Source organism: Chthoniobacterales bacterium, from assembly GCA_039930045.1.
Classification (GTDB): Bacteria; Verrucomicrobiota; Verrucomicrobiia; order Chthoniobacterales; family DASVRZ01; genus DASVRZ01.
The window spans coordinates 1-26,874 of sequence record JBDSQB010000017.1; the positions used below are offsets into that span (position 1 = coordinate 1).

Consider the following 26,874-nt stretch of genomic DNA (forward strand, 5'->3'; position numbering starts at 1 on the left):
ACGCGTCTCGCGTGTTCCCTTTTGCGTCTCGCGAAAGAGCTCGTCCCAGCCATCGGACGAGACGTCCGCTGGAACACGCGAGACGCGTGCGCTCCCGGGAAACTTCTGCTCCATATCCTTTCCAAAAAAACCCGCCTCAACATTTTCCCGCCGACGCTTGTCGAATGGAGCACATTGCCTGATTTTTCCCTCACCTCATGAAAAGATTTCTCCTCTTCGTCCTCCTGCTCGGCCTAGGGCTCGGCTATTTCTATTACCAGAAACAAGGTCAGCTCACGCGGCATTCCACCAACTGGCGGCCGGAGAAATTTACCCCCGCCGACAAGCCGAAGCTCGGGGAAGGCGACCTCGAGATCCTCTCGCGACTCGACTCGGAATACAAAAAACTCTCCAGCGCCGTCGTGCCGTCCGTGGTCAGCATCACCACGTCGCGACGCATCGAGCAGCAGCAAATCGACCCGCTGGAATTTTTCTTCGGACGCCGCCGCCAGGGACGCACCCGGCAGCAGGTGCAATCGTCGCTCGGCTCCGGCTTCATCGTCAGCAAGGAAGGCCACATCGTGACGAATAATCACGTGATCGAAAACATGGACGAGATCCAGGTGCAACTCGCCGACGGCCGCACCGCTCCCGCGAAAATCCTCGGAGCCGACCCCGTGACCGACCTCGCGGTGCTGAAGATCGAACTGCCAAACATCACGCCGCTCGCCATGGGCAACTCCGACGAAGTCGAGGTCGGCCAGCTCGTTTTTGCCATCGGCAACCCCTATGGATTGCAGGAAAGTGTGAGTCAGGGAATTATCAGCGCCAAAGGACGCAAGGCGACTTCCGACAGTATGGTCGAGGCGTTTCAGACCGATGCGGCGGTCAATCGCGGCAACTCTGGCGGGCCGCTGGTGAACATTCGCGGCGAGGTCATCGGCGTGAATAGCTCGATCTTTTCCGAGTCGGGCGGCAACCAGGGCATCGCGTTTGCCATTCCCTCGAACACGGTGAAAAACACAGTCGAAAGCGTCATTTCCCGGGGAAAAGTCGTGCGCGGCTACCTCGGCGTCACCATGCAAGTCGTCTCCCCCGAGCTTGCCAGCCAGGTGGGCGCGACCGGGCTCGATGGCGTGATCGTCGAGGAAGTGATGGACGGTTCGCCCGCCGACATCGCCGGGGTGCAGCCGGGGGACATCATTAAAAAATTCAACGGCAAGGAGATCGCCGACCCGGTGGCGCTGCGCAACAACGTCTCGCAAATGCCCATCGACTCGAAGGTCGAGTTGGTGGTGTTGCGCGATAATCAGGAGAAAAAACTGACCGCCAAGATCCTCGAGCAACCGGAGAATTACGCCGCGCTGGCGGCTCGTCAACGGCGGGCGCCCGCTCCGGTCAATCCGCGTTCGTCCGCCACTCCGAATGTGCCCGCACCGGCGCAGGCGATGGTCGGCATCGAAGTCGCCGATGCCGAGGATGGCGGCGGCGTGGTGGTGACGGCAGTGGATGAAAACACGCCTGCCGGTCGGAAGTTGAAGGAGGGCGACGTGATCCAGGAGATTAACCGCAACCCGATTCATTCGGTGGATGAATACCGCGCGCTGGTCAGCACGCTCGATCCGAATGCGAGTCAGGTCCTGTTCGTCGTGCGCGGACGCCAGAGATCGTTCGTGGTCGTGCCTGCCAGATAAAGAAAGATTGAGCGGGTTTCGCAGGTTTGCGATGCAGAAAGGGTCGTTTATTGAAATCCGGCCCAAATCTATTGAAATTGCGACGCAAACTATCGAAATTCGCGGCCAGTCTATTGAATTTCTAGTCGTGGCGATTGAACTTTGAGACATCGCTGTTGAAAATTCCCGCGCGTCCATTGAAAATTCTTCTGTCGCCATCGAAAATACTGGCAGCTCCATTGAAATGGAACTCGTGGCGATTCAAATGGGACGTGTTGCGATTGAAATTCGCGACGACTCCATTGAAATCGGCCCGCGTCCATTGAAAATTCCCTCGGCTCCATTCGATTTGGGTATGCTCGCCTGAATTTTGCCGATCTGGCGGCAGGAAATCGGGCTCGTCAACGGCGGTTTGCGCGTTTAATTCAGAGGGGTGGCTGCCAAACACCTGCGTCGTTCCTTCTGGCTGGCGGGGATTTGCGGCGGCATCGGGCTGCTCGTGATCGCGTTTTACTGGTCGCAATTTGTCACCATCGCCGTTCTGGGGCCACGTCTCGGAAACCAGCCCACTTTCATTCGGCTCTACACGTTTTGGCGGCACGTTTTCCCGGATATCCTGGTCTCGTGGGAGAACTCGACCAACGACCGGTTCGTTCGCATCGGGAAAAAAGCGCCTGTCACCGATCAGCTTGTCGCCATCGGAATCGACGACGCCTCGACTTCGATCAACGAGATTGATCTCCAAGATTTCGCCGGGGAAATGGACCCGGCGGGCAGCGATTATCGCGCGCTGGAATTGATGACTCACCCCTGGCCGTGGTCGCGCGAGGTTCATGCGCTGGTGCTGGATAAATTGGTGCGCGCCGGTGCAAAGGTGGTGGTTTTCGATTTGGTTTTTGGCAGCGAGACGACGGCCGATCCGGGCTTCAGGCTTATGCTGGAGAAGTACCGGGACCACGTCGTGGTCGGGAGCAATTTCGACAAATTGATCAAGCCCGACGGCCAGCAAACCTGGACGCAGACGATGCCGAGCGACTCGCTCATTCCGCAGACGACGCCGGTGGACGACCGGGTGGGTTTTGTGAATTACAGCGGCGAACTCGATGGCGTGGTCCGCAGTGCGCTATTTCGGACGACGCTGGAGATTTACAACGGCTATCGATTTGAGCCCGGACAGGAGATTTACCAATCGCTCGCCGCCCGCACGCTGGCGAAGGCGGGTTTGGCCGACAAGATTCCGCACGGACTCGGCGATTATCCGATTCATTTCGCCGAGCCGAATACACCGCGACTCCGCCCGCGTCCGATCTATCAGCTTTTCGTGCCGCGCTATTGGAGCCGCAACTTCAAGGACGGCGCGGTCTTCAAGGACAAAATCGTCATCATCGGCCCGTATGCGCGGGTGATGCACGACGAGATGCGCACGCCGTTCGATGCCGTTCCCGGCCCGCACATGCATCTCCAGGTGCTAAATGCGGCACTCAAAAACGGCTTCGTCACGCGCATTTCTTCCTGGGCCGCGACGCTCTTGATCGCACTGGCGGCGGCGCTGGCGTTTGCGATTAGCTGTGTTTTTCACAAACCGGTGCGGCAGTTTCTCTCGTTGCTGGCCGGGAGCGGCGGCTTCGTCGGGCTCTCGTGGATTTTCTATAACGAGTTCCATTGTTATCCGATCACCATCGCGCCCCTGCTCGCTCTGAACGGCGGCGGGATCGTGTCGATCGTTTACCAGTTCGTCGTCGAACAACTGGAGCGCGCCCGCACCCGGCGCACCCTGGAACGCTACGTCTCGCGCAATCTCGTGAGCGAGTTGCTGGACAATCCCGGCGAGTTTATGGGAGTCAAACGCACCCCGGTGACGGTCCTCTTTTCCGATCTGCGCGGGTTCACTTCGATGACGGAAAATGCCGACGCCGCCCAGCTCGTGGTCCAGCTCAATGAATATCTCACTGAGATGGTGAAATGCGTTTTTGCCCATGATGGCACGCTCGATAAATTCATTGGCGACGCCGTCATGGCTGTTTGGGGAAACGTGAAAAGCCACGGCAACGCGGAAGACGCCCGGCGTGCGGTGCTCTCCGCTCTCGACATGCGCGTGGCGCTGAAAAAACTGAACGAGCGCTGGCGGGCGGCGGGACTGCCGGAGTTTCGTTTCGGCATCGGCTTGAACCACGGCGAAGTCATTCGCGGCGACATCGGTTCGCCCGAGAAAAGCGAATTCACCGTCATCGGCGACCCGATCAACCTCGCGTCGCGCATGGAAGGTCTCACAAAAAACTACGGCATCGATATCCTCATCGGCGAGGACGTGGCGGGGCTGGTGCGAGATCGATTTGTCCTGCAAAGCATCGACCGCGTGCGGGTGAAAGGGAAAGGCGCGCCGACGGAAGTGTTCGCGGTGCATCAGCCTTCCGACGCGCCGATGCCCCCGAAGTTGGCGAGTTATCTGGATCGATTTGGCGACGCGATCCATCTCTATCGCGCGGGGCAATTCATCGAATCTCTTATTCATTTCACCGAGACTCTGCTGGAAAACCCGGGCGACCCGGTCTGCGAACTTTATCTAAGTCGCTGCGAGGCATTCATGGCGAATCCACCCGGCCCCGACTGGGACGGCGTCTTTACGATGAAGACAAAGTAGCCCGCAACTCCGCAAGCCGGGCTGCATGTTCCTCATCGCTCAAGACCGGAGTCCAAGTGATGTCTTCCGGCACATCGGGCAGCTCAAGCCAGCTCCGGCAACCACCATATTTCGACTCATCGGGAAATTGCCATGGGCGGCTCGCCTTCCAGACACGGAGAAAGGCTACATTCACGCCGTCAGACTGCATCGTTTGGCCCGGTTTGGGATCGTAAATAAAGCGGTCCTCCACCACCGCCGGTTGCAGGATGTGGTGCGGCTCGAGTTGCATCAGAATGGCGCGATCCGTGATCAGTTCCGTCCATTCCACCACGGCCCAGAGCTGAATGGTCACCAGCCCCTCCTCCAGCACCGGAGCAGGCGTCTCGGCCGGCAGCCGGGTCTTGGCGAGTTGCTCGTGAAAGAGTGTCGGATAGAGAACGAACGCATCGTGCTTGAAGCGAAACCCGTCGCGACCCTCCGCGATCCCGCCCTTGCGAAGGATGAGACTCGTCGTCCCATCCGCCAGCGCCGCGCAAACCAGCGCCCATTCCTTGAATCCGTTCGTCATATCGCATGATTGACGCAGTTTCCCTTTCGGTGCAACCTCCTCAACGGATGAGCCCCTGCTTTTTCGTTGTAAATTTATGGCGCTAAAAATCGACCTGCACTCTCATTCCCATTATTCGGGCGACGGCGTGAGCAGCCTGGAGGACATGATCGCCTCCGCCAAACGCAAGGGTCTCCAAGGTTTCGCCATCACCGACCACAACACGTGCGACGCCGTCAAATACCTCATCGACAAAGGCTTGATGCGCGAGGACGGCCTGCCAGTAAATAATTTTCTGATCATTCCCGGAGTCGAAGTCACCACCGCCGAGGGCCACCTGCTTTGCATTGGAGCCACCCTGCCCTATCTCAAAGGCAAACCGGCTCTCGACGTCTGTGAACTCATTCACGAGGCGGGCGGCCTGGCCATTCCGCCGCATCCGTTTGATCTCTTTCGAGCCGGGATTCGGTCCAATGTGCTCGATGTTTTGCCGATCGACGCACTGGAGGTTTTCAACGCCGCCAGCACGCTGAAGCGCTACAATCACAACGCCTTTGCCTACGCCCAAGCCCGCAAGCTGCCCATGACCGCCGCCAGCGACGCGCACCACGAGGCCGCCATCGGCACCGCTTACACCATCCTGAAGACCACCGATTTCTCCGTAGCGGGGATCATTGAGCAGATTACCAAGGGCAACGACCTCAACCAGAGCTATCTGACTCCCAAGGAGAACTTCAAAAAGACCTGGGGCAACTGGTTCCGCTTTCGCAAAAAGAAAAAATACGAAGGCAGTGGACGCGCCTAGCGCCGAGATGCCTCCGGGCATGCGGCACGGCTATCAGTTCGCCTTCTGCAACGCGATCAACTTCCAGATCGCCACCGGCACGCCGGTCATCCTTTACGCCAAGAGCCTCGGCGCTTCCGCCACCGTCCTCGGTATTCTCTCGGCGCTTCTTTCTCTCTTCACTTTTCTCCAGCTTTTTGCGGGCGGATACCTTGCGAAATTCGGCTACCGGAAGTTCATGCTCGGGGGCTGGGGCCTGCGAACGACCATGGTATTCGCCTTGTCCGTCGTGCCGCTGCTCAGCTTCATCGACGCACCCACCAAAGTCGCTCTCGTCCTCCTGTTGCTCGTTGTTTTTGCCATTATGCGCGGCATCGCCATGGGAGTCTGGCTCCCTTGGATTACCGAATTGCTCCCGGTCAATCAGCGGGGAGCCTATCTTTCCCGTGAACAAATGTCCGTTCACAGTGGCAGTCTCGCAGCCCTCGGATTCAGTGCCATCACCCTGCAATTCCTCCCCCACCCGGCTCGTTATTCCGTGGTTTTTCTGCTCAGCGCCTTCGCCGGCGTCACTTCGCTTTTTGCCCTGCGGAAAATGCCCGATGCCGAAATGGGAAATGCCGTCAGCACGTCGTCGCACCCCGTTCCGTGGAAGGCCATCGTCCAGTTTCCCCCTTTCCAGAAGCTCCTTCTCTTCACCGGATTCTGGTGCGTGGCCACGAGCAGCCTGGGCACGTTCACCGTCGCCTACACCCGCGAAAGCCTCCATTTTCCTGAAAGTCGCATCATCTATCTGTCGCTCTGCACCTTCGCTGGCGCACTCGCAACGCTCCCTTTTACCGCGCGCCTTTTGCATCAGGTGGGAGCGAAGAACGCCCTGCGCCTGAGCACGTTTCTCACCGCCGTCACCGTGGCCGGCTGGCTCGGCCTCGCGGCCAACATTCTGCCCGGCACTTGGTGGATGGTAGCCCTCCTCAACGGCCTTTTTGGCATGACGACCTCAAACTTTGCCGTCGCCAACGCCACTCTCGCCATGGGCGTGATGCCCCCGATGGGCCGCAACCATTTTTTCGCCCTCTTCACCGTGACCACCAGCGCGCTGACCGGGTTTGCGCCGATCTTTTTCGGCATTTTACTCGACGCCTTCCGGCAAACGGCGGGTCAGATCGGCGCGTGGTCGGTCAACCACTACTCGCTCTATTTCCTCCTCATCGCCGCGTTGATCCTCGTCACTACCCTGCTGGTTTCGGTCCTGCACGAGCACGAACTGGGAAAACTCAACCGCCGCGACTTCGCCATTTTCGGGAGTTTGCGCCGTTTGGGACGCCTCTTTGGCCGATAACACTGCAACTCGCGGCTTTCCATTCCAACCACGCCCAGGGTCGGTTTGCAGGCGCTGGAAGGCCGCCCGAGAGCCGTGACTTACAACCGGTGCGAGAAATCGTCTCCCGGCTTCACCGATTTTACAAACGCCACGAGCAGGGCGATCACTTTTTCCACGTCGTCGAGGCTCGCCATTTCCACGATGCTGTGCATGTAGCGCAATGGCAGACTGATGAGTGCGCTGGGAACGCCGTCGCGGGAATTGAAGATCACATCGGTGTCCGTGCCGCTGTAACGCGAGCTGCTTTCGTGCTGGATCGGGATGCCCGCAGCCTCGGCGCACTCCAGCAGGCGCGCGATGACGACGGGGTGATTGCAAGTCCCATGCGTGATGGACGGGCCGCCGCCGAGGACGCATTCGCCATGGACGGCCTGGTCGATGCCCGGGGTGTCGGTGGCGTGGGTGACGTCGAGCACGATGCAAATATCCGGCGCCAGCCGGTGGGCGATCATGCGCGCGCCGTTGCCACCGATCTCCTCCTGCACGGCGTTGACGGCGTAAACGGTGGACGCCAGCGAGCCGCGCTCAGCCGCCAGCCGCTCGAAGACTTGGGTGAGAATGAAACCGCCGATGCGGTTGTCGAGGGCGCGCCCGACGATGCGGTTTTTGCCGAAGGGCAGGGCCGAGTCGCTGTAAACCGCCGGGTGGCCGACGCGGATGCCGAGTTCCTTGACCTCGTCGGCGTTGCTGGCCCCGATATCGACGTAAAGCTCGTGAATCTTCGGCGCTTTTTCGTCGGACAAATCTTTCCGCAGATGGATGGCGGTGTTGCCGATGATGCCGAGGACGGGGCCTTTATCGCCGAGGAGTTGCACACGGCGTCCCCGGGCTGTGGCGGTGTCGGAGCCGCCGACGCGGTCGAGGCGCAGGTAGCCTTCCTTGGTCACTTGCTTGACGATGAACCCGATCTCGTCGGCGTGCGCCTCCAGCATGATGCTTTTTGACTGAGACTGGCCCTGACTCGGCTGGCCATCGAGTGTGGCCCAGGTGGTGCCGTAAACGTCGTTTTCCACCGAGTCGGCGAAGGGTCGAATGTAACCCGCCCATTTCCGCTGGCCGGGCATTTCAAACCCGGTCGGGCTCGGAGTGTCGAGGAGATCGTAAAGAAAGTCGCGTGCGGCAGGTGTCATCATGGGCGGGACCTTAGCTCACGAACCCTCGCGAATCGACTCGGAAAAGCGGGATGATGTCTGGGGGAGTAGCGTTTCCAGCGGATGATTTACCGCAGGTGGCTCGGGTATTTTCCAGCGTTCACCAGCGCCTGGATGCTGGCGACGGTTTCGGCCTTGTCCTCGGGATAGGTGATGCCGAACCAGGGCGAACCCGACGGGCGCACGCGGCAGGTGGCTTTGCCTTCCTTGATGAGCACATCGACCGCTGTGGGAATGTAAAACTCGGCCTTCGGATTGCCGATGTTGTCCGCGAGGAAATCGCTGAAGAGCCGCCAGAGATCGTCCAATACCTCAGCGCCGAAGCCCCACATGTTCATGGAAACGACGTCATTCGGGTTCAATGGCACGGGCGTCCCGCTGTCGAGGGCTTGCGCGCCGCCGGCACCGTCGGGTTCGATCTTGGTCAGCTCGACGACATCGCTGAGGTTGCCCGCCGCATCGACCTGGCAAAGACCGCGCGAGACGGTACCGTTGGGCGAGAGGGTTTTCAGGAGGTTAAATCCGACGAGGCACTGGGTGTTGAGCGGGAGGGTGCGGAGGTTGTCGGCGAGGACGCGATAGGAGTCCTCCCCGTAGAAATCGTCGGCATTGATGACGCCAAAGGGGCCGCTAATCACCTTGCGCCCGGCGAGGACGGCGTGCGAAGTGCCCCAGGGTTTTTTGCGATCTTCAGGAACGGAGAAGCCCTCGGGCAGGTCGGTCATTTCCTGAAAGACGAAATCCACCTGCAAGTCCGGCGTGAGAAACTCCGCAAAATGCTCGCGCAACGGCTGCTCGAGTTCGGGTCGAATGACCATGACGACGCGATCAAACCCGGCGCGCAGCGCGTCGAAGATCGAGTAATCGAGGATGACTTCGCCATTCGGGCCGACCGGAGCGATTTGTTTAAACCCGCCAAACCGGCTTCCGAGGCCGGCGGCGAGAACGAGGAGCGTAAGGGGTTGTGACATAGGGATGGGTGAAAGGGAGAAATGATGCCTCGCCGCAGCAACTGAGTAAAGCTTCGAGAGAAGTTGCCGCTCGTTTCAGGTAGCGATTGCTGCTGCGAGCCTCCAAGGCTTGGTATCAGGAATCCGCGGAATCAGCTTCAACGATGCCCTTGCCCATCGGCCAACTTAAGAGCTTCTCTGTAACTTTGCTCTGGAGTGCTGCTTAGTAAGCCCTCGCGGCGGGCGCGGAGAGTATTTGCATGTGCTTGACGTAAGCCTGCAAGGGACCCGCCAGTTCCGTCGGCAAAGCAAGCGGGCTCGTGGGAGGAGTGCCGTATTGGTAGGTGCGCTTTTCATGCCCAAACTGCACGAAAACGGGAAGCCGGGTTGCGAGATCAATGCAAGCCGTCGCCGCCACCATTACTTTATCCGCGTGCGGCTGCCCGAAGTCCTTTGCGATCTGGATATCCGCTTGCTCATCGACCTTGGCCCTGACGCTCAGGGGACTGACAGTTCCGTTGAAAATGATGCAGTCATTCCCTTGGTATTTGACGATGCCCGAATACGTTTTTTGTGAGAGCCAGTCGAGACCTGCAAAATCAGTAGAGGCGAAATTGATGGAGAAAATGTCGCCGCCTCCGTAGTCGGAACAGATCGTGGGATTGGAGGTGCCGGGAGCCTGCACAATTCGCGCACCGGAATAGTGCCAGATCTGACGCCGCTGCCCGTTCGCTTCGACATTTTGCTCAACAATCGTGGTGCCAGTCTTCACTACCGTCGAGACACTCAACACAGGCTCATTCTCCTTTTTACCGCCTTCGCCGGTTGTAGCGGTTGCGGAAGGTGCCGTCTGCTCAATAACGTGCCCCTTGAATGTAACGGTCCATGTTGAGAAATCGGGAGCCCTCTTCAGCAAAGGGCCGGAAGGCAAAGGCGGAAGACTGGGCATGGGGGTCGGTGCCTGGCCCATTACGAAAGATGCCCAACCGAAAATAAGCGTGAGAGCGACTTTAGTTTTCATTCTTTTACCACTTCAATTTGCTTGTCGATGACCTGGCCGGTCAGCCGGTCGATTGCCACGTGAACCCAGTAGCGTTGCTCGCCTTCGACGACGAATTTGTCGAGAGCAGTGGCCGATTGCGGATAACGTCCGGTCTGAGCCACCACGTCGATCATCAAGTTCCAGACCCGCGTCTGTCCGACACTCGCCAAGGCCCGGATCGGAGCCTCTCGGAAACGCTGAACCTGGCTCATGCTCGTTTTCAGCGAGGCATTTGAGATGCTGACGTAAGCGTCGCCAAGCGTTCCACCTGATGGAGTCGCAGTAGCGCCGCTAAATCCGATGTAAGATTGCTGTCCATCTTTGTATCCATCGATTCCGGAATTAAACGGCAAATCTATTCCCCACTTATTGGCGGAATTGCTCGGTTGATACGATGCAATCCCATAGGTGGTTCCCGACGCAGGGACAGCGCTCTTCCATTTACCTATGAGCTCGGAGACATTCTGAAGCGGGCCGTAGTTGATGGTATCGGCTGTGCGCGCGGTGAGCGCGGTTCCAATGGCTGTGGATAATGTTGGTGCAACCGAGCCAACTGTGGCGTCCGTCACCTTCGGATCGTCAACGTAGGCACCGGCGACGATCGCCGCCAGAACGGGAGCTTGGCGTGTGTTGAGATTTACCTTGCCGGCAATGAGGCCATTCGAGTCGCTTGTTTCATTGATGCAGAACAGATCGAGCAAGGCTGCGTCTCCGCTCTCCGGCGTGAAGAAATCGAGGTTCTTCCAAGGCACATCGCGGAAGACGTAGCTCAGCTCTGCGACCGTCCGGAAAGGACGGTGGAGCAACAACGGACGGCTTTGGGACTGGGTGAATGGTGTTTTGCTGGCCGGATACACCGACGGAGAGCCGGAATATCCATTGATGCTCGATGTCGGCAATCCCACGGGAGTAGTCGCGCTGTTGCCGCTGCTGGAGGGCACATAAGCTCCTGTCGCGCGGCGAACCACACCGTCTGCGTCGGCATAGTAGCATGGCTGGACGTCCGCCTCGCCGGAGATTGTCTTATAGAAAGGAGCGCTGGGATTATTCTGCGCATACATCCCCGGAGCGAACATGTAAATGTCCATCACCCGACCACCGTTATTGTCCAGGATTGCAGGGACAGTCCACCCGGCAGAAAAGGAAGGATATGGGATGTCTTTCGTGCCGAAGGGGAGGCCCAGAAGGGTTTGGTTGTTACCGGGCCGCCCACCTAGAGGCTGGTTGGCTAAATCCAGATTGGCAAAGCCAAAGCCAACGGAGTTATCCTGCCGAATAGGATAAGTGATCCCAACAGTCGTCGTTGCCCCGGTTGATTCGAATATCCAACCGGTATCGGCTGGGGCCTTGCCGAACGCCGCGCCGGATTTCGCGCCATTAAAAGTATCCATGATTAATCCGAATCGCGCGGTGCGCGGATCGATGGCGGAAGCCCAGCTATAGGCATTCCATCCGTCCGCGCCTTTGACTACACAGGAGGAAAATCCTGGGCCGGCGTTTTGATTCCAGTTATTTTGAAAACTGGTCAGCCCACAACTCGTCCGTCCATACTTCATGTCATAAGTAATCCACGTGCCACTGCCGGCGGGATACTCATATTGAAGGCGATAAGTAAAATAGACCCGGTTGTCCCCGGTTCCTTGGGCGAGGGCGATATAGCCGGTTGAGGAGTAAACAGTGGTAGTAGGAGCCGGGGCTGGGAAAGAAAACGCCAGAGGCATTGGTCCCAAAACGAGGGGAGCCAGGTCGGTTCCTTTCGGAATCGACGAGCCGGCAAGAGGATTATCGTCGATGGATTTGATATTCGCCGCAGGGTTTGCGCCGCTCAGCGCGCTCACCCGCGTCGCATTTCCGGGGGCAGTGGTATCGAAAATAAGCGTCGGCTCGCGATAGAGTGTGCCATTACTGTCGTTGAACGTCACGGCATCATAAATAGCCGTTCCGGGCCCTCCATTGAGTATATCAGCGCTCTTTCCCACCGCCACGTCGCTGTCTGTTGAATACTTTGCGTTGGGAGGTCCCAATCCATCGCTGCTGACGGCGCTGGCCGTCGTGCTTTTGGAACCTGCCGCAAAACGACAGATCTGCAGATCACCACTGCCGGGGGGTGACAAGGGATCATTGCTGTCGATGACGACTCTGAATTTTGCCGGGCGAAGGACGCCTGGCGTGCCATTGGGATCATACGGATTCCACACGCCCGGAACCTGGACGATATAGGCATTTCCGGGCTCGGTAAGCGTCACCAATTGCGCTGTCGGGGCTTGATGGGGCGAACCGTCAACAGCCTGGTTGCCGCCCAGTGGGTGTGCCGGAGCCGGTGCCAGCGTTCGGATCACGCCATTGAAAACGTAGTTAAGATAAGGAAGATCAGTGACCCCTTGGAATTCCCACCCAGTCTTGCCGTCAAAGGAGCGGCCGCTAGCATCGTCGAAAGCAATTCGAATCGGATAACTCGTCGGATTGATTTCACTTAGAATGTTGGCCCCAATTTGAATGACATGATAATCCACCGAGCTATCGAAAGCGTAGCGCAGGTTAAGCGGAATTTGCGAACCATTAACATTATAGCCATTTGGAACGGAGGAAACGTCGGTTCCCGAAGTCGTAGCTGCTTTACCAAGTGACCCGACAGAAATCCCGGCTTTGAGCAGCTCAAAGAAATTGGGCTCGCGCCCAGAATCCTGAACATACTTGGTGGAATCCGCAGCCGAAACACTGGCAGGCCTGCCGACGAACTTGATAATGCGATTGGACGCCGCCGTGCCTCTATGGATGTCGTAAGTCCACCTGCTATTCGTTAAGTCCCAAGTCAGGCCGAAATAATTCTGAATATTTGTAGCGGTGCCTTGCTGGAGATAAGTCCAGGGAATGCCATTGTTAATAATCGCCTGGATATCCGCATCGCTCTGAGTCCGAGATGCGCTAGGACCTTTGTAAGTGATCCAGGCAAGGCGTTGGAGGGAAAAACGTTTTTTGACAAACGGTTCGCCTACGACAGCATTATCTCCAAACCCGGTTGACTTCGACGAGTCGTATCGCTGAAAAGTCGTCGTTGCTCGGACTGCGGGGAAGCTCGGGTTGATGAGTTTGTCACCGCCGACAGTATTGTTGCCGCCGAGATTTGCAGCAAGGACGACCGGGGCTGTGCTGCTCGGCAACTGCACGGGCGAAATATAAGAAGGCTGGTTAATGTCGCGGCTAAAGTGGGTGAGATACTGAAGAGGGGATGAACTCCCCGAAGGGCTAAGAACGCGGCGAAGTGCGAGAAGTTCTTGCCGACTTGTGATTAGTTGGTCTGTCCGCTCTTTCCAGACTGCGGTATTTACTTTCAAAAAACCTGAGTTGTTCGATAAAACCAAATTGAAATAGTCCGCTCCCGCTGTTGCTGGAAACGTTGCTGCGGTAAATCCGGAAAATGCCCCACCCATTTTTAAAGAGGCGTAATTTCTCCAACCGACTAAATCATTAACAAAGCCGGAAGAGGTGGTCGTGAGTCCGATTTGGGCTAAGTCGGCGTAAGCCAAGGAGGATTTGCTAGCAGCCTGCGTTGTAGAACTTATGGAAGGGTAGCCAGCGACGTTCAAGTCGAGGAGTCCACCTTCGTCGTAAACCGCATAGGCGTATCGCCCCACCACTTTTGGAAAATCGGTGGTGGTAATCGTTTTGGGACCTTCTGTAGAAGTAACGAAGACCCAGTCTGGCGGGACAAAAGCTGCTGCCGGAGTAGTGTCAGTAGGAGTTCCGGGAGTTAATTGAGGAATAAGATAATGCTTGTTCCAGCGCGCAAAACTAATCTGTCCCTTTTTTGCCACAGTCGTTGCATCCACTGGAGAAGAACTAAGATCCACGGCGCGGCTCTTGATTCCCGGGCTAGCCATCGTATCTGATTTAACACTTCGACGAACCAAGTTAGGGATTGGATCGACACCTGCAACTAGCGCCGGATTTCCACTCCTTGCAGGCAGCATGTTTGCCGCCGCAGTGGGGACATAGAGTGGAATGTTTCCTGCGGGTGTGGGGGAAGACCCGGCGACGATCTCTTGCTTGAGATCGCCGATAATGATGTCGGCGGCACTTTGGGCAAAGGTATCGGCGTTGCCGCCATTATAGCTGCTGTTGGAAAGCTGGCGGTCGGTCATCGAGCGCGAAAAATAAGCCACGACCAGCCCTGTGAGCAGGACGATGAAGCAGAGGATGATGACGAGCGCCACGCCTTGCCGCTGACGCTGGGCAGAAGAATGAGAGGAAGCTTTCATGGATGGGCGGAGGTGGGGGAATTCAGATAAAAAGTGCGGCCATAAACACGGATGGCAGACGCTGCCACACGGGGAATGGCGCTGGCGTTCACGGCGGCCTGCCATTGGGCCTCCAATTCACCGGGTTTAAGAGTAGTGGAGAAGTCGTTCATCTGGTCGGCGAGGGTTTTTAATTGGGTATCAGTGACCAGGACGCGGCTTTTTGGGTCGATCACCGCGATCGCGACACCGATGGCCGCGACATCCTGAAGGCCGTTGATACTTGTGTGACTGGCTCGGGTATCCCAAGGCGTGTCGCTAAGGATGGAGGCATTGGCTCCCTGGCCTTTTAAGACATAGTAGTATTCGAAGCGAAAGACTTGCGGCCCGATTTGTTCATAGTCTCCTTGTGGATCGTCCGTCATGTTAGCGGCTTGAGGCCAGGCTGGAGCATAAACGGCAGCTACAGGGCTGGGCGCAGGCGATGGGATTGGCAATGGAGCCGCGAGCGGAATAGGCAGGAAAACGACTGGCGTGTCTGTGGCAGAGACTCCATTCCAGACGAGCCCTTTGCCGAGGCGCTCCAGCCGGAAGGAGGTAGTATTTTTTCGGTAAGCCACCAGTGACACTGGGCTTGGAGAACCGTTGCTCGGATAGTACCCTGACACCTCACTATAAAAAGCGAGTTGGTCGTCGCTGTTTTTCTGATCATTCGAGGCCGGGCGTCCCTTTAAATAATAATCAACGTCCGAGCGTTTTACCATGGCTCCAATATCCATGCTCATGCGGTCCAGCAAAGCGCGAGCCGCAGCATCGGTATCCATGTGCTTGTTGCCCAGGTTAATGACCGTGGTCGTCGCACTAAAGAGTTGCATGATCAAAACCAGCAGGATGGTCAGGACCGACATCGAAACTAAAACCTCCACCAAGGTGAAGCCCGCGCCTCGGCTGGAGTTAGAGGGGATTCTTTTCATCTCAATTGCGGTCTAACGCGGCAAATGCCTGCACAAATCCATTAGGGTTACCCGTGGAGGGATCAATCGCGGGTGGCCAGCTTACTTTGATATTGATCCCCGTGGCCGATCTGACTCCTGAGCCTGCAGGAGCTGCTAGAAAATTTAATGTGGTGCGATATCGACCCAGATTGGCCGAGGCGACTTGCTTGCGATCGCTGTCAAAATACAAGGTTTGGGTCGCAGGCGAGTTGCTGGCCGGAATGGAAATGGAATAGAGACTGGATGTGGCCGCAGTGCCTGGAGGAGAAGTCGGCGGAGTGGCGCGCAGATCGGAAACGACTGTGGCTATAATCGCGTTGGCCGAAGTTTGCTCCACGGCAGATTGATTGCTCTTCAGGGCTACAGGCAACAAACCAAAGATGGCCATCAAGCAGAAGCCGGCAATGCCCACGGCGACAGCGACCTCGACCAGGGAGAACGCAGAAGTGCGTTGGAAAAATTTGTGGTTCATCGGCGATAGATCTTCACGTTTCCAGCAATGCCAGTGAATTGAATGGCCACCACGTTTTTACTGGCAGTGTCCGGTATGATGCCGTGGGTAGGAATGATGCCGATTTCCGCACAACGCTTGGGAGTATAGGTGCTATTGATTTGAGCCTCGCCACGCGGGTTAAATCGAATCGTTTTGTAGAAGGTATATCCCTGGGAAACAAAGGGACGGCGAGTGACTTCAGTTCCCTCACTGCTGATGCGCGTCTGGCTACTAAACGGACCTTGCAAAGTGTTGTTATACGGAAGCGAAGAACGGCTCCCCAAGGCATTAGGATCTTGAGTAGGATCCGGGGCGCCGATATCCACCAGATGAATGTTCTCGAGTTTAATATTTTTGTTAATTTGATAGAACCTTGTTGGGTCAAGAACAGAAGTTCCACTCACACTATCATTAACAATAGTCGTGCCATCTTTGGAGGCAATGGCGGCCATGATGACTCGCCCTTTGCCAGGGTAGGGTGGAGTCGGACTTGGCGTGGCGGGAAGAGCTGAAAGAGCCGTATTGTTCTCTTCGTAAAAGCCGACCCATGTGTAGGTATTGTTCGCCAAGGCGAAGGCGCGTGCATTCTCAACCAAACCGGAAATATCATAGGCCGCACTGGTCACATCACCAGCTCCCTTTAATTTGAGAAGGGTTGGACCCGCCAACGCCATGATCAAGATAACGATCGCCAACACAGCGAGCAATTCGACCAGCGTGAATCCAGGAATTTTACGATGGCAACGATCTGGACTCACCACGCTGCGAAGACAATGCTGCGCCAATCTTGCCTGGGGGACATTTTTCACATCCAAAATCTATGTCTTTACATTATAGATACAAGTCGCAAGTGAATTACCCGGTTAACTCATCTTATGGTGGTTAAAAAGTGTCGCGGCTTCTATACATTTCTCTTAGTTACAGTGATCTCCCCTAACAACGTGTCTCCCCTTATCCATGACCGCTAGTTCTTCGACGGCATCGTCCCACCAGCCTTATGTGGCTTCGCGCCAGGAAATTTTCGCTTGGGCCATTGGTGGCATCGCGACCAATGTCCTCATCTGCCTCTATGGGCAGGCCATGAATTTCTTCACCGTCGGCTTCGGCTGGAGCGCGGCGGTGGTCGGCACCGCCATGGCGTTTCCCCGGATCATCGACGCCATCATTGATCCCTTCATGGGGCAGCTTTCCGATAAAACCAACACCCGATGGGGCCGACGCAAGCCCTTTCTCGTTATCGGCTCCGTCCTCGCCAGCCTCTTCATTTTCGCTCTTTGGTGGGGCGACAGCAGTTGGAGCAAAAACGCCCAGCTCGCCTATCTCGCCATCCTGGGCACCCTCTTTTACATTTCCTGGGGCGTTTACGCGATGGCTTGGACGGCACTCGGCTATGAGTTGACCGACGACTACAACGAGCGTTCCCGCATCGCCGCGTTCTCCGGCTATTTCACGACCGGCGTGCTGCTTCTCAACGCCTGGACCTACTGGTTTGCCTTGCGCCCGATTTTCCACCATGGCGTGATCGCCACGATCCGGGATCTATTCTCACGAGGAATGGATTTCGCCCATATGAACGGCGTTCTCGCGGCAGCCTTCAAGACCGTCCAGGGCGCGCCAGCCAATGAGGTGAACGGCATCCGCTGGATCGCCGGCGTCGTCGTTCTGGCCGCCCTCGCCTCCGCCTTTTACACCACGCGAAACTGCACGGAGCGCTTCAAGCAAACAGCCAAACTCAACCACACTCCCATCCTCACGGCTCTGGGAGAGACCTTCAAAAACCGGCCGTTCGTCGTCCTGATGCTCTATAAATTGTTCCAGCTTTTCGGGGAACGCGTTTTCCAAGGTCTCCTCTTCTACATCGGCATCTATTACATCTTCAGCGGCGACAAAAATGCCGCCGGCGCACTCACGGGCAACGCCGGTCTCTACGCCTGCATCCTCGGCTTCTGCGTGCTCCCGCTCATCCGCCCGATCAGCGTGAAACTCGGCAAACGCGCCGGGCTCATTATTCCATCGCTGATCGCCCTCATGCTGCTGCTCTGCCAGCCGCTCCTCCTCACGCCCGCGCACCCGTGGCTTTTCCTTGTGCCGCTCCTCATCCTTTCGCCGCTCTCGGTGATCAGCGCCACCATGATGAACGCCATTGTGCCCGACATCTGCGACCTCGATGAAATGGAGCATGGCGAACGCCGCGAGGGCCTTTTCACCTCCGTGATGGCCTTCATGAACAAACTGGAAATCTCCCTTTCCGTGCTCATCGTCGGCTGGCTGGTCAACTTCTCCGGAGTCGATCCTAAGACCACCTTCCAGCACCCGGAGGTCTTGCAAAAACTCCTCTGGCTCGCCATCGGGCCCGGCATTTTCTTCACCTTCTGCGCCCTCGTCATGTCGTGCCTCTTTAAGCTCAACGAGGAATCCATGAACGGCGTCCGCAAGGCTCTCGAAAACCGCCGCGCCGCCAAAGCCAAAGAAACCGTAATGGCCTGAGACACTCCGGGCCAGCGAACCGCCGCCAAATTCGAGTTGCATTCGACTCAGCCGGGCAGCCCTGCAAAAAAGGATTGCAAACCCCGGTGAGCCCCTTATTTTCTCGCTCGATTTTACCCACTCAATTTATGGCAGACCTAGCGAACAAATACGAAGACAACGTCACCGGCAAATACTACGTGGACGACCAATGCATCGACTGCGATCTCTGCCGCGAGACCGCACCGGCCAACTTCACCCGCAACGACGACGGCGGCCATTCCTACGTGCATAAGCAGCCCGAGACTCCCGAGGAGGAGGCGCTCTCCAAGGAAGCCATGGAAGGCTGCCCGGTCGAGGCCATCGGCAACGACGGCGTCTAACTCCCGCTCACATGAAAATTTGAAACCCTCATTCCTTCGGGAAATGGGGGTTTTCTTTTGCCGATGAATCCGAAATTGCGCGCCGAACTGCTGGCGGACTTCCGCGGTTATTGGGAACCCAAGAAACGTCCCGACCGCTGCGTCACCGTGGGCAATGTTCTCGGGCCGCTCATGAAAAAACTCGGCCTCGGCGACCGGCTCGACGAGGCGGAAATCACCCGCACGTGGGGCGAGCTTGTCGGTGATTTCCTTGGAAGTCACTCGAAGCCGCACCGGCTGAAGGACGGCGTGCTCTGGGTCCGGGTCATCCAGCCGACGCTGCTCTACGAGCTCGACCGCGTCTGGAAACCCGAGGTTTTGCGCAAGCTGAAGGCCAAATACGGACCCAAGAAAATTAAGGATGTGCGTTTCTGCGCCGGATGAAATGGAACTTAGCGGATATCGTTCGTGGGCTTGAAGTCCTTGTCGTAAACGTTTGTGTCGCGCATCGAAGTCACCACAGGCAGAGCCTTTTCCAATGAGGGCGACGAGGTTTTTGACAGAACGTTTTTGCCGGACGCGTCACATACGTCGAGAATCCAGCCGCCGTATTTGTAGCCGAATCGCGCGTCGGTCGTGTCATAAGCGGTGTCAAATTCATCTGTGGTGAATTCTTTTTCCGTGCGTGGAGCGAGTTTCAGATCGAACGAGCCGCGGCCCAGCAGCTTACGATGTCCCCTGTAAAGAATGCTGTCGGCAAAAATAAAGACCGTGGCTTTCAACGGCTCCGTGGCGAGCTGCGGATCGGTGTTCGAGATTTTTGCCTTCAAACGGATGTGGTCGATTTTATCGTCGTAGTCGCCTCCCTCGATGCGGCTTCGGCGAAGACGGACCATTTCGACCAGCAGCTTTGATGGAGCTATAAAACCGGATGGTTTTACAGGGGCGGATATTGTGGAAACGGAAGTAGCTGCCGTCCTTCCGGGAGTGCTCGCGGCATTCAAATTCGTTTTGCCAATCATAGTCGCGACGGGGGCCACACCCTCTGCGGCAGGACGCAGCTTTTCGGCACGTGCCAGCAGATCGGTGGAGGTCGCCGGGATGGTGGTGGGGGTGTTGTTGAAGCTCACTTCAAGACCTTGGAGGGTCGGGCGGATGACTTGCACGACGGAGCCGGCAGGCCTCGTTGCGGCTCCCACTATTTTACCATCCAGCATTAGCGGAAATTGGGCGGGCCTAGTGAGCACCACTTCCTTGGGCCAAAGAGATCGATCCCGCACCACATCCGACAAGGTCAGTGGAGCGCGCGCGATAGGTGTCGGTGTGGCAATGGGAGTCGGAGTCTCCTCCACGCGAGGCGTTTCTTCCGGCGTCGGAGTCGGAGAAGCCTCGAGAATCGGTTTTTCGATGATCGGCACCGGTGTCGGCGTCTCCTCAGATGGCGGAACAGATGGTTGCCGGGTGCAAGAAGTAAAAAAAAGGCTATTCGCCAATAACAAAGCCAACCATGGAAGCCCCTTTCGATAATCACCGACAAGTAGCTTACTGATCATGAAAGAACGTTTATAGCCCGCGATTGATACGAACAAGTATTAGTTGAAATCTCTCCTGCTGATTTGGGTGTCAAAATTCCTGCGACCCATAGGATTTGCGTCGTATTTTCCCTTTGTCATAAACACGATGCAGGCATGATCAAAAACGTCATCCTCGATTGGTCCGGCACGGTGGTGGACGATTTGCGCCCGGTCGTCCAGGCGACCAACGCCGTCTTTGCTGAGTTCGAGTTGCCCTCGATCACGCTGGAAGAATTTCGCGCCGAATTCTGCCTTCCGATGGATCCGTTTTACGAAAAACGCATGTCGGCACACTCGATGGACGTCATCAATGAGGCCTATCACCGCCACTTCGTCCCCTTCGCCGAGGCCGTCGAACCGCTGCCGAACTCGCGCGCCTTCCTCGAATTTTGCCAGAAAACGGGCCGCCGCCTTTTCGTTCTCAGCACCATCAGCCCGAGCCATTTCGAGCATCAGGCGGGCAAATTTGGCTTCACGGAATTTTTTGAGCGGAGTTACACCGGAATCATCGACAAACGCCACGAGATCGGAGAAATCCTCCGCGTTCACGGGCTTCAGGCGCACGAGACGCTTTTCGCTGGCGACATGGTCCACGATGTCGCCACGGCGCATCACGCCGGAGTGCTGGCCGTCGCGTTGCTCAGCGGGTTTGACGATCACGCCAAGCTCGCCGCCGCCGGTCCCGATGTCATCGTTCGTGACCTCGGCGACCTGCAAATCCTCATGGAATCCATCGGAAATGAGCGGAGTTGCATTCGTATCGACGGCCTGCAAATTGACGCCCGCGTCGGCGTGCCTGACGAGGAAATCGCCCATCCGCAGCGCCTCCTCCTCGACATTGCGATCCAACCCAAATCACTTTTTTCCGACATGCGCGACGACGTTTGCAACACCGTCGATTACGCCGCCGTCTGCGAAGCGATCCGCCATTTTGCCACGAGCAGCCAATGGCGTCTCATCGAAACTCTCGCTGCGGATGTGAGAAAACAAATCCTGACTTTTCCCAACGTCGCCTCCGCCCGCGTGAAAGTCCGCAAATTCATTCTGCCCTACACCGAGCAGGTCAGCGTGGAAATTTAACCTTTTATGAGCCATCGAAATACGACCGTTTTGTTCAAAAACCTCCTCGTCTCCCTGCGCGATGACAACCATTCGCAGTTTCTAGCCGACGCCGACTCGGGATTTCGAAGTGCCATCACCGCTGAAATCTTCGGGCGCGTTTCTGCCGATCTTCAGCCCCGATTAGCCTCTGGCTGCGATGAGATTTTTCTGGGCGAACTCCAGGATCGCGGCGCTCAAGTTTTTATCTGGAAACTCTCTTTCAGCGATGGCGGCGACGATCTGCTCGCCAGAATGGGCGTGCGGGAAAGCAAAGTCAGCGGCTTTAAGATCACCTCTGCATTCGCCTGAAACTCCGCTCTAAACGGCTGTTGCACTCACCGTTTCTTCTGCAAACGGCTGCTGCGGAATGAGGTCCAGCTTCGCGAGTAAATCGAGGTCGGCGTCTTTGCCGGGGTTGGCGGCGGTAAGGAGTTTGTTGCCGTAGAAAATGGAGTTCGCGCCCGCAAAGAAACACAGCGCCTGGCCCTCGGGTGTGAGCCGGGTGCGACCGGCGCTGAGGCGGACTTTGGCTTTCGGCACGGCGATCCGTGTGACGGCGATAAGGCGGACGAGTTCGAAAATGTCCACCGGTGGCTGGGTCTCCAGCGGCGTACCGGGCATGGACATGAGGCAATTGATCGGCACGCTCTCCGGGGGTGGATTGAAACTGCAAAGGGTCTCCAGCATTTTCAGCCGGTCGGTGATGGTTTCGCCCAAGCCGATGATGCCGCCGCAGCAGACGGCCATCCCGGTTTTTTGCACGCTGCCGATGGTGTTGAGCCGGTCCTGAAAGGTGTGCGTGGTGACGATCTCCGGGTAAAAATCCTCGGACGTGTCGATGTTATGATTGTAAGCCGTCACGCCCGCGTCCTTCAGCCGCTCAGCCTCGCGGTCGGTGAGGTTACCGAGGGTCACGCAGACTTCCATGCCGAGTTTGCTGACTTCGCGAATCGAATCCAGCACCTGCTCGAAGCGCGAGTCGCCGTCGCGGACGCCCTTCCAGGCGGCTCCCATGCAAAAACGAGTCGAGCCATTTTCCTTCGCCTGCCGGGCAATCGGCAGTATCTGCTCGGTGGTCATCAGGCGCTCGGCCTGCACACCAGTCGTGTAGCGCGCGCTCTGGGCGCAGTAGCCGCAATCCTCCGAGCAGCCGCCCGTTTTGATCGAAAGCAGCGTGCAAAGCTGCACCTCGTTGCCGGTCCAATGCTCCAGATAAACGTCGCGGCTTTGCGAGATGAGCTGGAAAAAGGGTTGGTGGTAGAGGCGTTCGAGGTCGGCGAGTTTCATGCGAGTGGAATAGTAGAACAAGCTTTCAGCCTGTTGGCAGTCAAAAAAACAAGAGGGACTTGTTCTCTTCTACTGCCCCACCCAGTTGCCGCCGGGTGTGGAAATAATGGGCAACGTCTCCGTCATATATTGCGTTTTCCCGTTGGCCCCGATCATCTTCACGCCGGTTGCCGCCTTGAATTTCTGCGACATGCTTTCGCCGGTGTGGCAGCCCCAGCTTTTCACATAGGCGCCGTTCGCGAAAATGCCGCGGTTGAGCTTTACCAAGTCGGTCTCGTGCAGCCAAACCTTCGATGCGCTGTCGATCTCGTTGCTGTAATCAAAGAGGAAACACGCCTTGTTCGAGTGCCCGAAATACTCAAAGCCCGCGAGCCGCCCGGCGTTGCGGTTGTTCAGGTAATTGATCACCTCCGACTGCTTGTCGAAGAGCACCAGCTTCACATGAAACGCCTTGGGAATCGATCGGATGATCCCAAACAGATCGCCCTCGTGCATCAGCGCCTCGCGGCGTTTGTAGGCGGGCGCATAGACCATCCATGTGATCGGCATGTTGGGATACTGCGTGCGCAATTCCTCGATCCGAATGCGACTCGCCCGGATGAAATTCAGCCACCAATTATCGTGCGGCTCGCGCTTGTATTTCTCCCACATCATCACGGAAACGCCGCCGGTAACGATCACGTATTCGCCGTTGGGCAGATTGGCCGGGACGCTGTCTTGGGCGCGAAGTTCAGTAAACGTGCTGAGAAAAAAAGCCGCGATCAGCAGGAGCAAAGTGGGACGCATGAGGCGGCATTATAGACCACATCCGAGCCTCGGCGAAAGTGGGAAAGTGATCCGACTTCCATCGCCATGACGAAGTTCCGGTTTGACGCTTGGGCCATCCCTCTATTGATTCTGCGGCTCCATGGCATTCCTCAACGACAACTACCTCAAACTCCGCGCCGGCTACCTTTTTCCCGAAATCTCCCGGCGCGTCACGGCTTTCTGCGAGAAAAACCCGGACGCCGCCAAACGTCTCATCCGTTGCGGTATCGGCGACGTCACCGAGCCGCTCCCGCTCGCCGTCCGCGAGGCCATGCACCTCGCCATCGACGAACTCGGCGCGCGCGAAACCTTCCGTGGCTACGGCCCTGAGCAGGGCTACGAATTTCTCCGCCACGCCATCGCCGAAAACGACTTCCGCGCCAAAGGAATCGAAGTCGCCGACGACGAAATCTTTATCAGCGACGGCTCGAAATGCGACTGCGGCAACATCCTCGACATCCTCGGCGGCCAAAATCGCATCGCCATCACCGACCCCGTTTACCCCGTCTATGTGGACACCAACGTCATGGCCGGCCACACCGGAGTTGCAGACGAATCGGGCGCTTACGCCGGCCTCGTTTACCTGAAATGCACTGCCGAAAATGGCTTCGTCCCCGAGCCGCCCGCCGAGGCCGTGGATGTCGTTTACCTCTGCTTCCCCAACAACCCCACGGGCGCAGTCGCCAGTCGAGCCCAACTCGAATCCTGGGTCGCCTACGCGCTGAAACACGACACGCTCCTCCTCTTCGACGCCGCCTACGAGGCCTACATTTCCGACCCCGCGATTCCGCATTCCATCTACGAGATTCCCGGCGCGCGCAAATGTGCCATCGAGTTCCGCAGTTTCTCCAAAAACGGCGGCTTCACCGGCACGCGCTGCGCGTTTACCGTCGTGCCCAAAACGCTCCTCGCCAGCACCGCCACCGGCGAAAAACTTCCGCTCCACCCGCTTTGGTCGCGCCGTTCCAGCACGAAATTCAACGGCGTCAGCTACCCCGTGCAACGCGGAGCCGAGGCCCTCTATTCGACCGCAGGTAAGGCGCAAGTCGCCGCGCTCATTGAGCATTACATGGGCAACGCCGAGATCCTAACCACCACCGCCCGCGACGCTGGCATGACCGTCTTCGGCGGCGTCAATGCCCCCTACATCTGGGTGCGCACCCCCAATGGCGAAAGCTCGTGGGAAATCTTCGATCACTTCCTGCAAAACCTGAACGTCGTCATCACCCCCGGAGCCGGCTTCGGGAGCAATGGCGAGGGTTACTTCCGCATCAGCGCCTTCAACAGCCGCGCCAATGTCCTCGAAGTCGCCCGCCGAATAAAGGCGAACGCGGTGGGGTAAAGGCGGCGATCCAGCATCAGAGCGAGACTGTTTGCCGTGCTGCTTTGGCAGATTGCCTCCGAAGATACAGATGCAGGCTGAGCGCGGTCATTAACCAGACGGCCCCTGCGGTGACGGTCCAGATGATTCTAAGCTGAGTCAGAGTCGTATCACCCAAGAGATACCAGCCGTCGCTATCACCCGCGGCATGATCGAGCAGGTAGCGCCCAATCGGCAGAAACGAAGTCCAGATCGGCGCGTCGTCCTGCACGCTGAAGCGATCCTTTGTTAGGAGCAGCCACGCACCATTACCGACAACGCTCCAGGAAAAGAGAAAGAGGTTAAATAAAGCAAAGCATCTGAGGACGAGCTTGAGCGGTTTTCCGAAGACGTTTCTCTCAAAGAGTAAGAACGGAATCATCAACCCCAGCGCAAAGAGCACCTGGTAAAAACCTGCGAAGGCCATGTCGAAGCAAAGTTCTTCTGCAAAGTCTCTCATGTGGAGCTGCGGTCGTGGTTAGTGTGCCCGAGTGAGAAGTGGTGCAGCAAGCAGGACCGTGGTGGATACCATTGTCACAGTGACAAGGACGAAAATATAAAAGAGAAGCGTAAGGCTCATCACCACTGGGCTACGATATCTTGGCCAGGCTTTGTAATAGCGCTCCATGACGATAAGCAAAGCGACAGCCAAGTATAAAAGTATCCGCCCATGATAGGAGAGAGCATACGAAGTATCCATGAGCCATTGAGCTTTGGAGTGAGTTAGCCCAGCCAGTTTCCAGACTTGCTCCATCTTCGGGAACAGAAAGACAAGGGTGAATCTCCAGATCGCCAGCGACGGAAACAGCAGGGCGAAAGCGTATAGATAGGTGCGCCAAGGCGAGGCACTGATGGGCAAAGGAGGAGGGATCTGCTCGTTCATTTTAATTACGGAATAAATGGATCGTAGGCTGGCATCGAACTTGGGAACGAGAGCTACGTTAAACTCAAACGACCTTCAACTCCGCGTCAGCACGATGTGACTCGCTCGCTCCGACGCCACATGCTGGGTGCAAGTGTAGCCCAACTCCGCAAGATTGATCCCCTCGAACAACCGCTCACCCGCGCCCAATACGACCGGTGCGATGGCGATATGGAGTTCATCAATGAGACGTTCCTGCAGGTATTGCCGGATCGTCGCCGCGCCTCCGCCGATGCGCACATCCTTACCGTCCGCCGCCTCGCGAGCGCGTTCCCATGCGGCGCGAATGCCGTCCGTCACGAAATGAAACGTCGTGCCTCCCTCCATCACGAGTGGCGGACGGGGGTAATGAGTGAGCACGAAGACTTGTGTATGGTAAACCGGGTTCTCACCCCACCATCCTCGCCAGCTCTCATCGGGCCAGGGGCCGCGCACGGGGCCAAACATATTTCGGCCCAAAATCCAGGCACCCACATTGTGGAAACCGCGCGCGGCAAAATCGTCGTCGATCCCCTTCTCCCCGTCGTCCTTGCCGAAGAGCTTCGTCTGGAATGTGCGGGTCGGTAAAAGCCATTCATGCAGGCTAGGTCCGCCGACTCCCAGCGGATTCTCCAGGCTTTGATCCGGGCCTGCGCCAAAGCCATCAATCGAAATGGTGAAGCTGGCTACACGGAGTTTAGTCATTGGATTGTTTTTTGGGTCGCAGTGTTCTGACAAGCGTGCTGAGTCGCCTTAAACAAGGAATAGGCGAATCCTTGTTTCGTCTATTCCTAATGTCTGGAGAATGGATATTCCCCTCGTTCCCAAGTTGCACTTGGGAACGCACTTGTTTGGCACGGAGGCTCGTTCGGGTGTGCCAGAATAGGGGTAATGGCTTCTGGCAAAACGCAAGGAGACTGCAATGAAGGCGGAGGAGTCTCGCGATGGACGTGAAATGCCGTGATGCAGCGAAACGGGTTGGTGGCAAAAGTTCAAATCGCGAATTGTCTCTGTGGTTTTACAACGTACTGAAAACTGGACTGTAAATGAGCGAAACGGAGCCCGTTTCGACCTCGACAGATATATTTGGGCGGAAAAAATGGCGACGGAACTCTCAATGGGCCGGGAATCCTCATCGTTGCGAAGATTCTGCGCGA

Annotated in this window: 24 protein-coding genes; 10 read left to right on the top strand and 14 right to left on the bottom strand. The window is 57.1% G+C overall.

Annotated features, from left to right (window positions below; translation table 11 throughout):
• Positions 1-197 precede the first annotated feature (197 nt).
• Both ABIT76_13205 and ABIT76_13210 read left to right on the top strand, forming a co-directional pair.
• On the top strand, positions 198-1,673 hold the full coding sequence (locus tag ABIT76_13205) for a Do family serine endopeptidase (GenBank protein MEO7934105.1): 1,476 nt from the start codon (positions 198-200) through the stop codon (positions 1,671-1,673).
• A gap of 412 nt (positions 1,674-2,085) precedes the next feature.
• The gene (locus tag ABIT76_13210; GenBank protein MEO7934106.1) at positions 2,086-4,293 is read left to right on the top strand and encodes an adenylate/guanylate cyclase domain-containing protein; all 2,208 of its coding nucleotides are present in this window, start codon (positions 2,086-2,088) and stop codon (positions 4,291-4,293) included.
• Here the strand turns inward: ABIT76_13210 and ABIT76_13215 are convergent.
• On the bottom strand, positions 4,274-4,843 hold the full coding sequence (locus ABIT76_13215; protein ID MEO7934107.1) for a DUF1802 family protein: 570 nt from the start codon (positions 4,841-4,843) through the stop codon (positions 4,274-4,276). The two genes, ABIT76_13210 and ABIT76_13215, sit on opposite strands and share 20 nt — an antisense overlap.
• A 76-nt stretch (positions 4,844-4,919) precedes the next feature.
• Here ABIT76_13215 and ABIT76_13220 point away from each other — a divergent pair, with 76 nt between their 5' ends.
• A complete protein-coding gene (locus tag ABIT76_13220; GenBank protein ID MEO7934108.1) occupies positions 4,920-5,627 on the top strand; it encodes a PHP domain-containing protein in 708 nt (235 codons plus the stop codon).
• Positions 5,614-6,948, top strand: a complete 1,335-nt coding sequence (locus ABIT76_13225) for an MFS transporter (GenBank protein MEO7934109.1) — start codon at positions 5,614-5,616, stop codon at positions 6,946-6,948. Before ABIT76_13220 ends, ABIT76_13225 begins: the two co-directional genes overlap by 14 nt.
• Before the next feature lie 80 nt (positions 6,949-7,028).
• Here ABIT76_13225 and ABIT76_13230 read toward each other — a convergent pair whose 3' ends face one another.
• The 7 genes from ABIT76_13230 to ABIT76_13260 form a co-directional block, all read right to left on the bottom strand.
• Complete coding sequence (locus tag ABIT76_13230) at positions 7,029-8,123, bottom strand: M42 family metallopeptidase (protein MEO7934110.1); 1,095 nt, start codon at positions 8,121-8,123, stop codon at positions 7,029-7,031.
• Positions 8,124-8,209: 86 nt separating this feature from the next.
• Positions 8,210-9,112, bottom strand: coding sequence for an NTP transferase domain-containing protein (locus ABIT76_13235; protein ID MEO7934111.1), 903 nt, complete (start codon positions 9,110-9,112; stop codon positions 8,210-8,212).
• Between the two features lie 202 nt (positions 9,113-9,314).
• A complete protein-coding gene (locus ABIT76_13240; protein ID MEO7934112.1) occupies positions 9,315-10,112 on the bottom strand; it encodes a hypothetical protein in 798 nt (265 codons plus the stop codon).
• Positions 10,109-14,392 (bottom strand): hypothetical protein, encoded by a 4,284-nt coding sequence (locus ABIT76_13245; protein ID MEO7934113.1) that lies wholly within the window; start codon positions 14,390-14,392, stop codon positions 10,109-10,111. The genes ABIT76_13240 and ABIT76_13245 overlap by 4 nt, the downstream gene beginning before the upstream one ends.
• Positions 14,389-15,345 (bottom strand): prepilin-type N-terminal cleavage/methylation domain-containing protein, encoded by a 957-nt coding sequence (locus ABIT76_13250; GenBank protein ID MEO7934114.1) that lies wholly within the window; start codon positions 15,343-15,345, stop codon positions 14,389-14,391. The genes ABIT76_13245 and ABIT76_13250 overlap by 4 nt, the downstream gene beginning before the upstream one ends.
• Before the next feature lies 1 nt (position 15,346).
• Positions 15,347-15,838, bottom strand: coding sequence for a hypothetical protein (locus ABIT76_13255; protein MEO7934115.1), 492 nt, complete (start codon positions 15,836-15,838; stop codon positions 15,347-15,349).
• Complete coding sequence (locus ABIT76_13260; GenBank protein ID MEO7934116.1) at positions 15,835-16,668, bottom strand: prepilin-type N-terminal cleavage/methylation domain-containing protein; 834 nt, start codon at positions 16,666-16,668, stop codon at positions 15,835-15,837. Before ABIT76_13260 ends, ABIT76_13255 begins: the two co-directional genes overlap by 4 nt.
• A gap of 148 nt (positions 16,669-16,816) precedes the next feature.
• On the opposite strand from ABIT76_13260, the gene ABIT76_13265 reads away from it, so the two are divergent.
• The 3 genes from ABIT76_13265 to ABIT76_13275 all read left to right on the top strand — a co-directional run bounded on the left by ABIT76_13265 (position 16,817) and on the right by ABIT76_13275 (position 19,131).
• Positions 16,817-18,346, top strand: a complete 1,530-nt coding sequence (locus ABIT76_13265; GenBank protein ID MEO7934117.1) for an MFS transporter — start codon at positions 16,817-16,819, stop codon at positions 18,344-18,346.
• Between the two features lie 128 nt (positions 18,347-18,474).
• Positions 18,475-18,708, top strand: coding sequence for a ferredoxin (locus ABIT76_13270; protein MEO7934118.1), 234 nt, complete (start codon positions 18,475-18,477; stop codon positions 18,706-18,708).
• Between the two features lie 63 nt (positions 18,709-18,771).
• Positions 18,772-19,131: a DUF721 domain-containing protein gene (locus ABIT76_13275; GenBank protein MEO7934119.1), complete on the top strand. Its 360-nt coding sequence runs from the start codon at positions 18,772-18,774 to the stop codon at positions 19,129-19,131.
• Between the two features lie 8 nt (positions 19,132-19,139).
• On the opposite strand, the gene ABIT76_13280 is transcribed toward ABIT76_13275, so the two are convergent.
• A complete protein-coding gene (locus ABIT76_13280) occupies positions 19,140-20,276 on the bottom strand; it encodes a hypothetical protein (protein MEO7934120.1) in 1,137 nt (378 codons plus the stop codon).
• A 99-nt stretch (positions 20,277-20,375) separates the two neighbouring features.
• Between ABIT76_13280 and ABIT76_13285 the strand changes: the two genes are divergently transcribed.
• Both ABIT76_13285 and ABIT76_13290 read left to right on the top strand, forming a co-directional pair.
• A complete protein-coding gene (locus ABIT76_13285) occupies positions 20,376-21,341 on the top strand; it encodes a dihydroneopterin aldolase (GenBank protein MEO7934121.1) in 966 nt (321 codons plus the stop codon).
• 6 nt (positions 21,342-21,347) lie between these two features.
• Complete coding sequence (locus ABIT76_13290) at positions 21,348-21,671, top strand: hypothetical protein (protein ID MEO7934122.1); 324 nt, start codon at positions 21,348-21,350, stop codon at positions 21,669-21,671.
• Positions 21,672-21,680: 9 nt separating this feature from the next.
• Here ABIT76_13290 and bioB read toward each other — a convergent pair whose 3' ends face one another.
• Together bioB and ABIT76_13300 are read right to left on the bottom strand one after the other, a co-directional pair.
• Entirely contained in the window at positions 21,681-22,649 is a 969-nt protein-coding gene (bioB, locus tag ABIT76_13295) for a biotin synthase BioB (protein MEO7934123.1), read from the bottom strand.
• Positions 22,650-22,718: 69 nt separating this feature from the next.
• Positions 22,719-23,435 (bottom strand): hypothetical protein, encoded by a 717-nt coding sequence (locus ABIT76_13300; GenBank protein MEO7934124.1) that lies wholly within the window; start codon positions 23,433-23,435, stop codon positions 22,719-22,721.
• A gap of 121 nt (positions 23,436-23,556) precedes the next feature.
• Between ABIT76_13300 and ABIT76_13305 the strand changes: the two genes are divergently transcribed.
• The gene (locus ABIT76_13305; GenBank protein MEO7934125.1) at positions 23,557-24,798 is read left to right on the top strand and encodes an LL-diaminopimelate aminotransferase; all 1,242 of its coding nucleotides are present in this window, start codon (positions 23,557-23,559) and stop codon (positions 24,796-24,798) included.
• A 16-nt stretch (positions 24,799-24,814) separates the two neighbouring features.
• Here the strand turns inward: ABIT76_13305 and ABIT76_13310 are convergent, their stop codons facing one another.
• From ABIT76_13310 to ABIT76_13320, 3 genes are all read right to left on the bottom strand, one after another.
• Complete coding sequence (locus tag ABIT76_13310; GenBank protein MEO7934126.1) at positions 24,815-25,276, bottom strand: hypothetical protein; 462 nt, start codon at positions 25,274-25,276, stop codon at positions 24,815-24,817.
• A gap of 18 nt (positions 25,277-25,294) precedes the next feature.
• A complete protein-coding gene (locus tag ABIT76_13315) occupies positions 25,295-25,699 on the bottom strand; it encodes a hypothetical protein (GenBank protein ID MEO7934127.1) in 405 nt (134 codons plus the stop codon).
• A gap of 75 nt (positions 25,700-25,774) precedes the next feature.
• Positions 25,775-26,422, bottom strand: coding sequence for a dihydrofolate reductase family protein (locus ABIT76_13320; GenBank protein ID MEO7934128.1), 648 nt, complete (start codon positions 26,420-26,422; stop codon positions 25,775-25,777).
• Positions 26,423-26,874 lie beyond the last annotated feature (452 nt).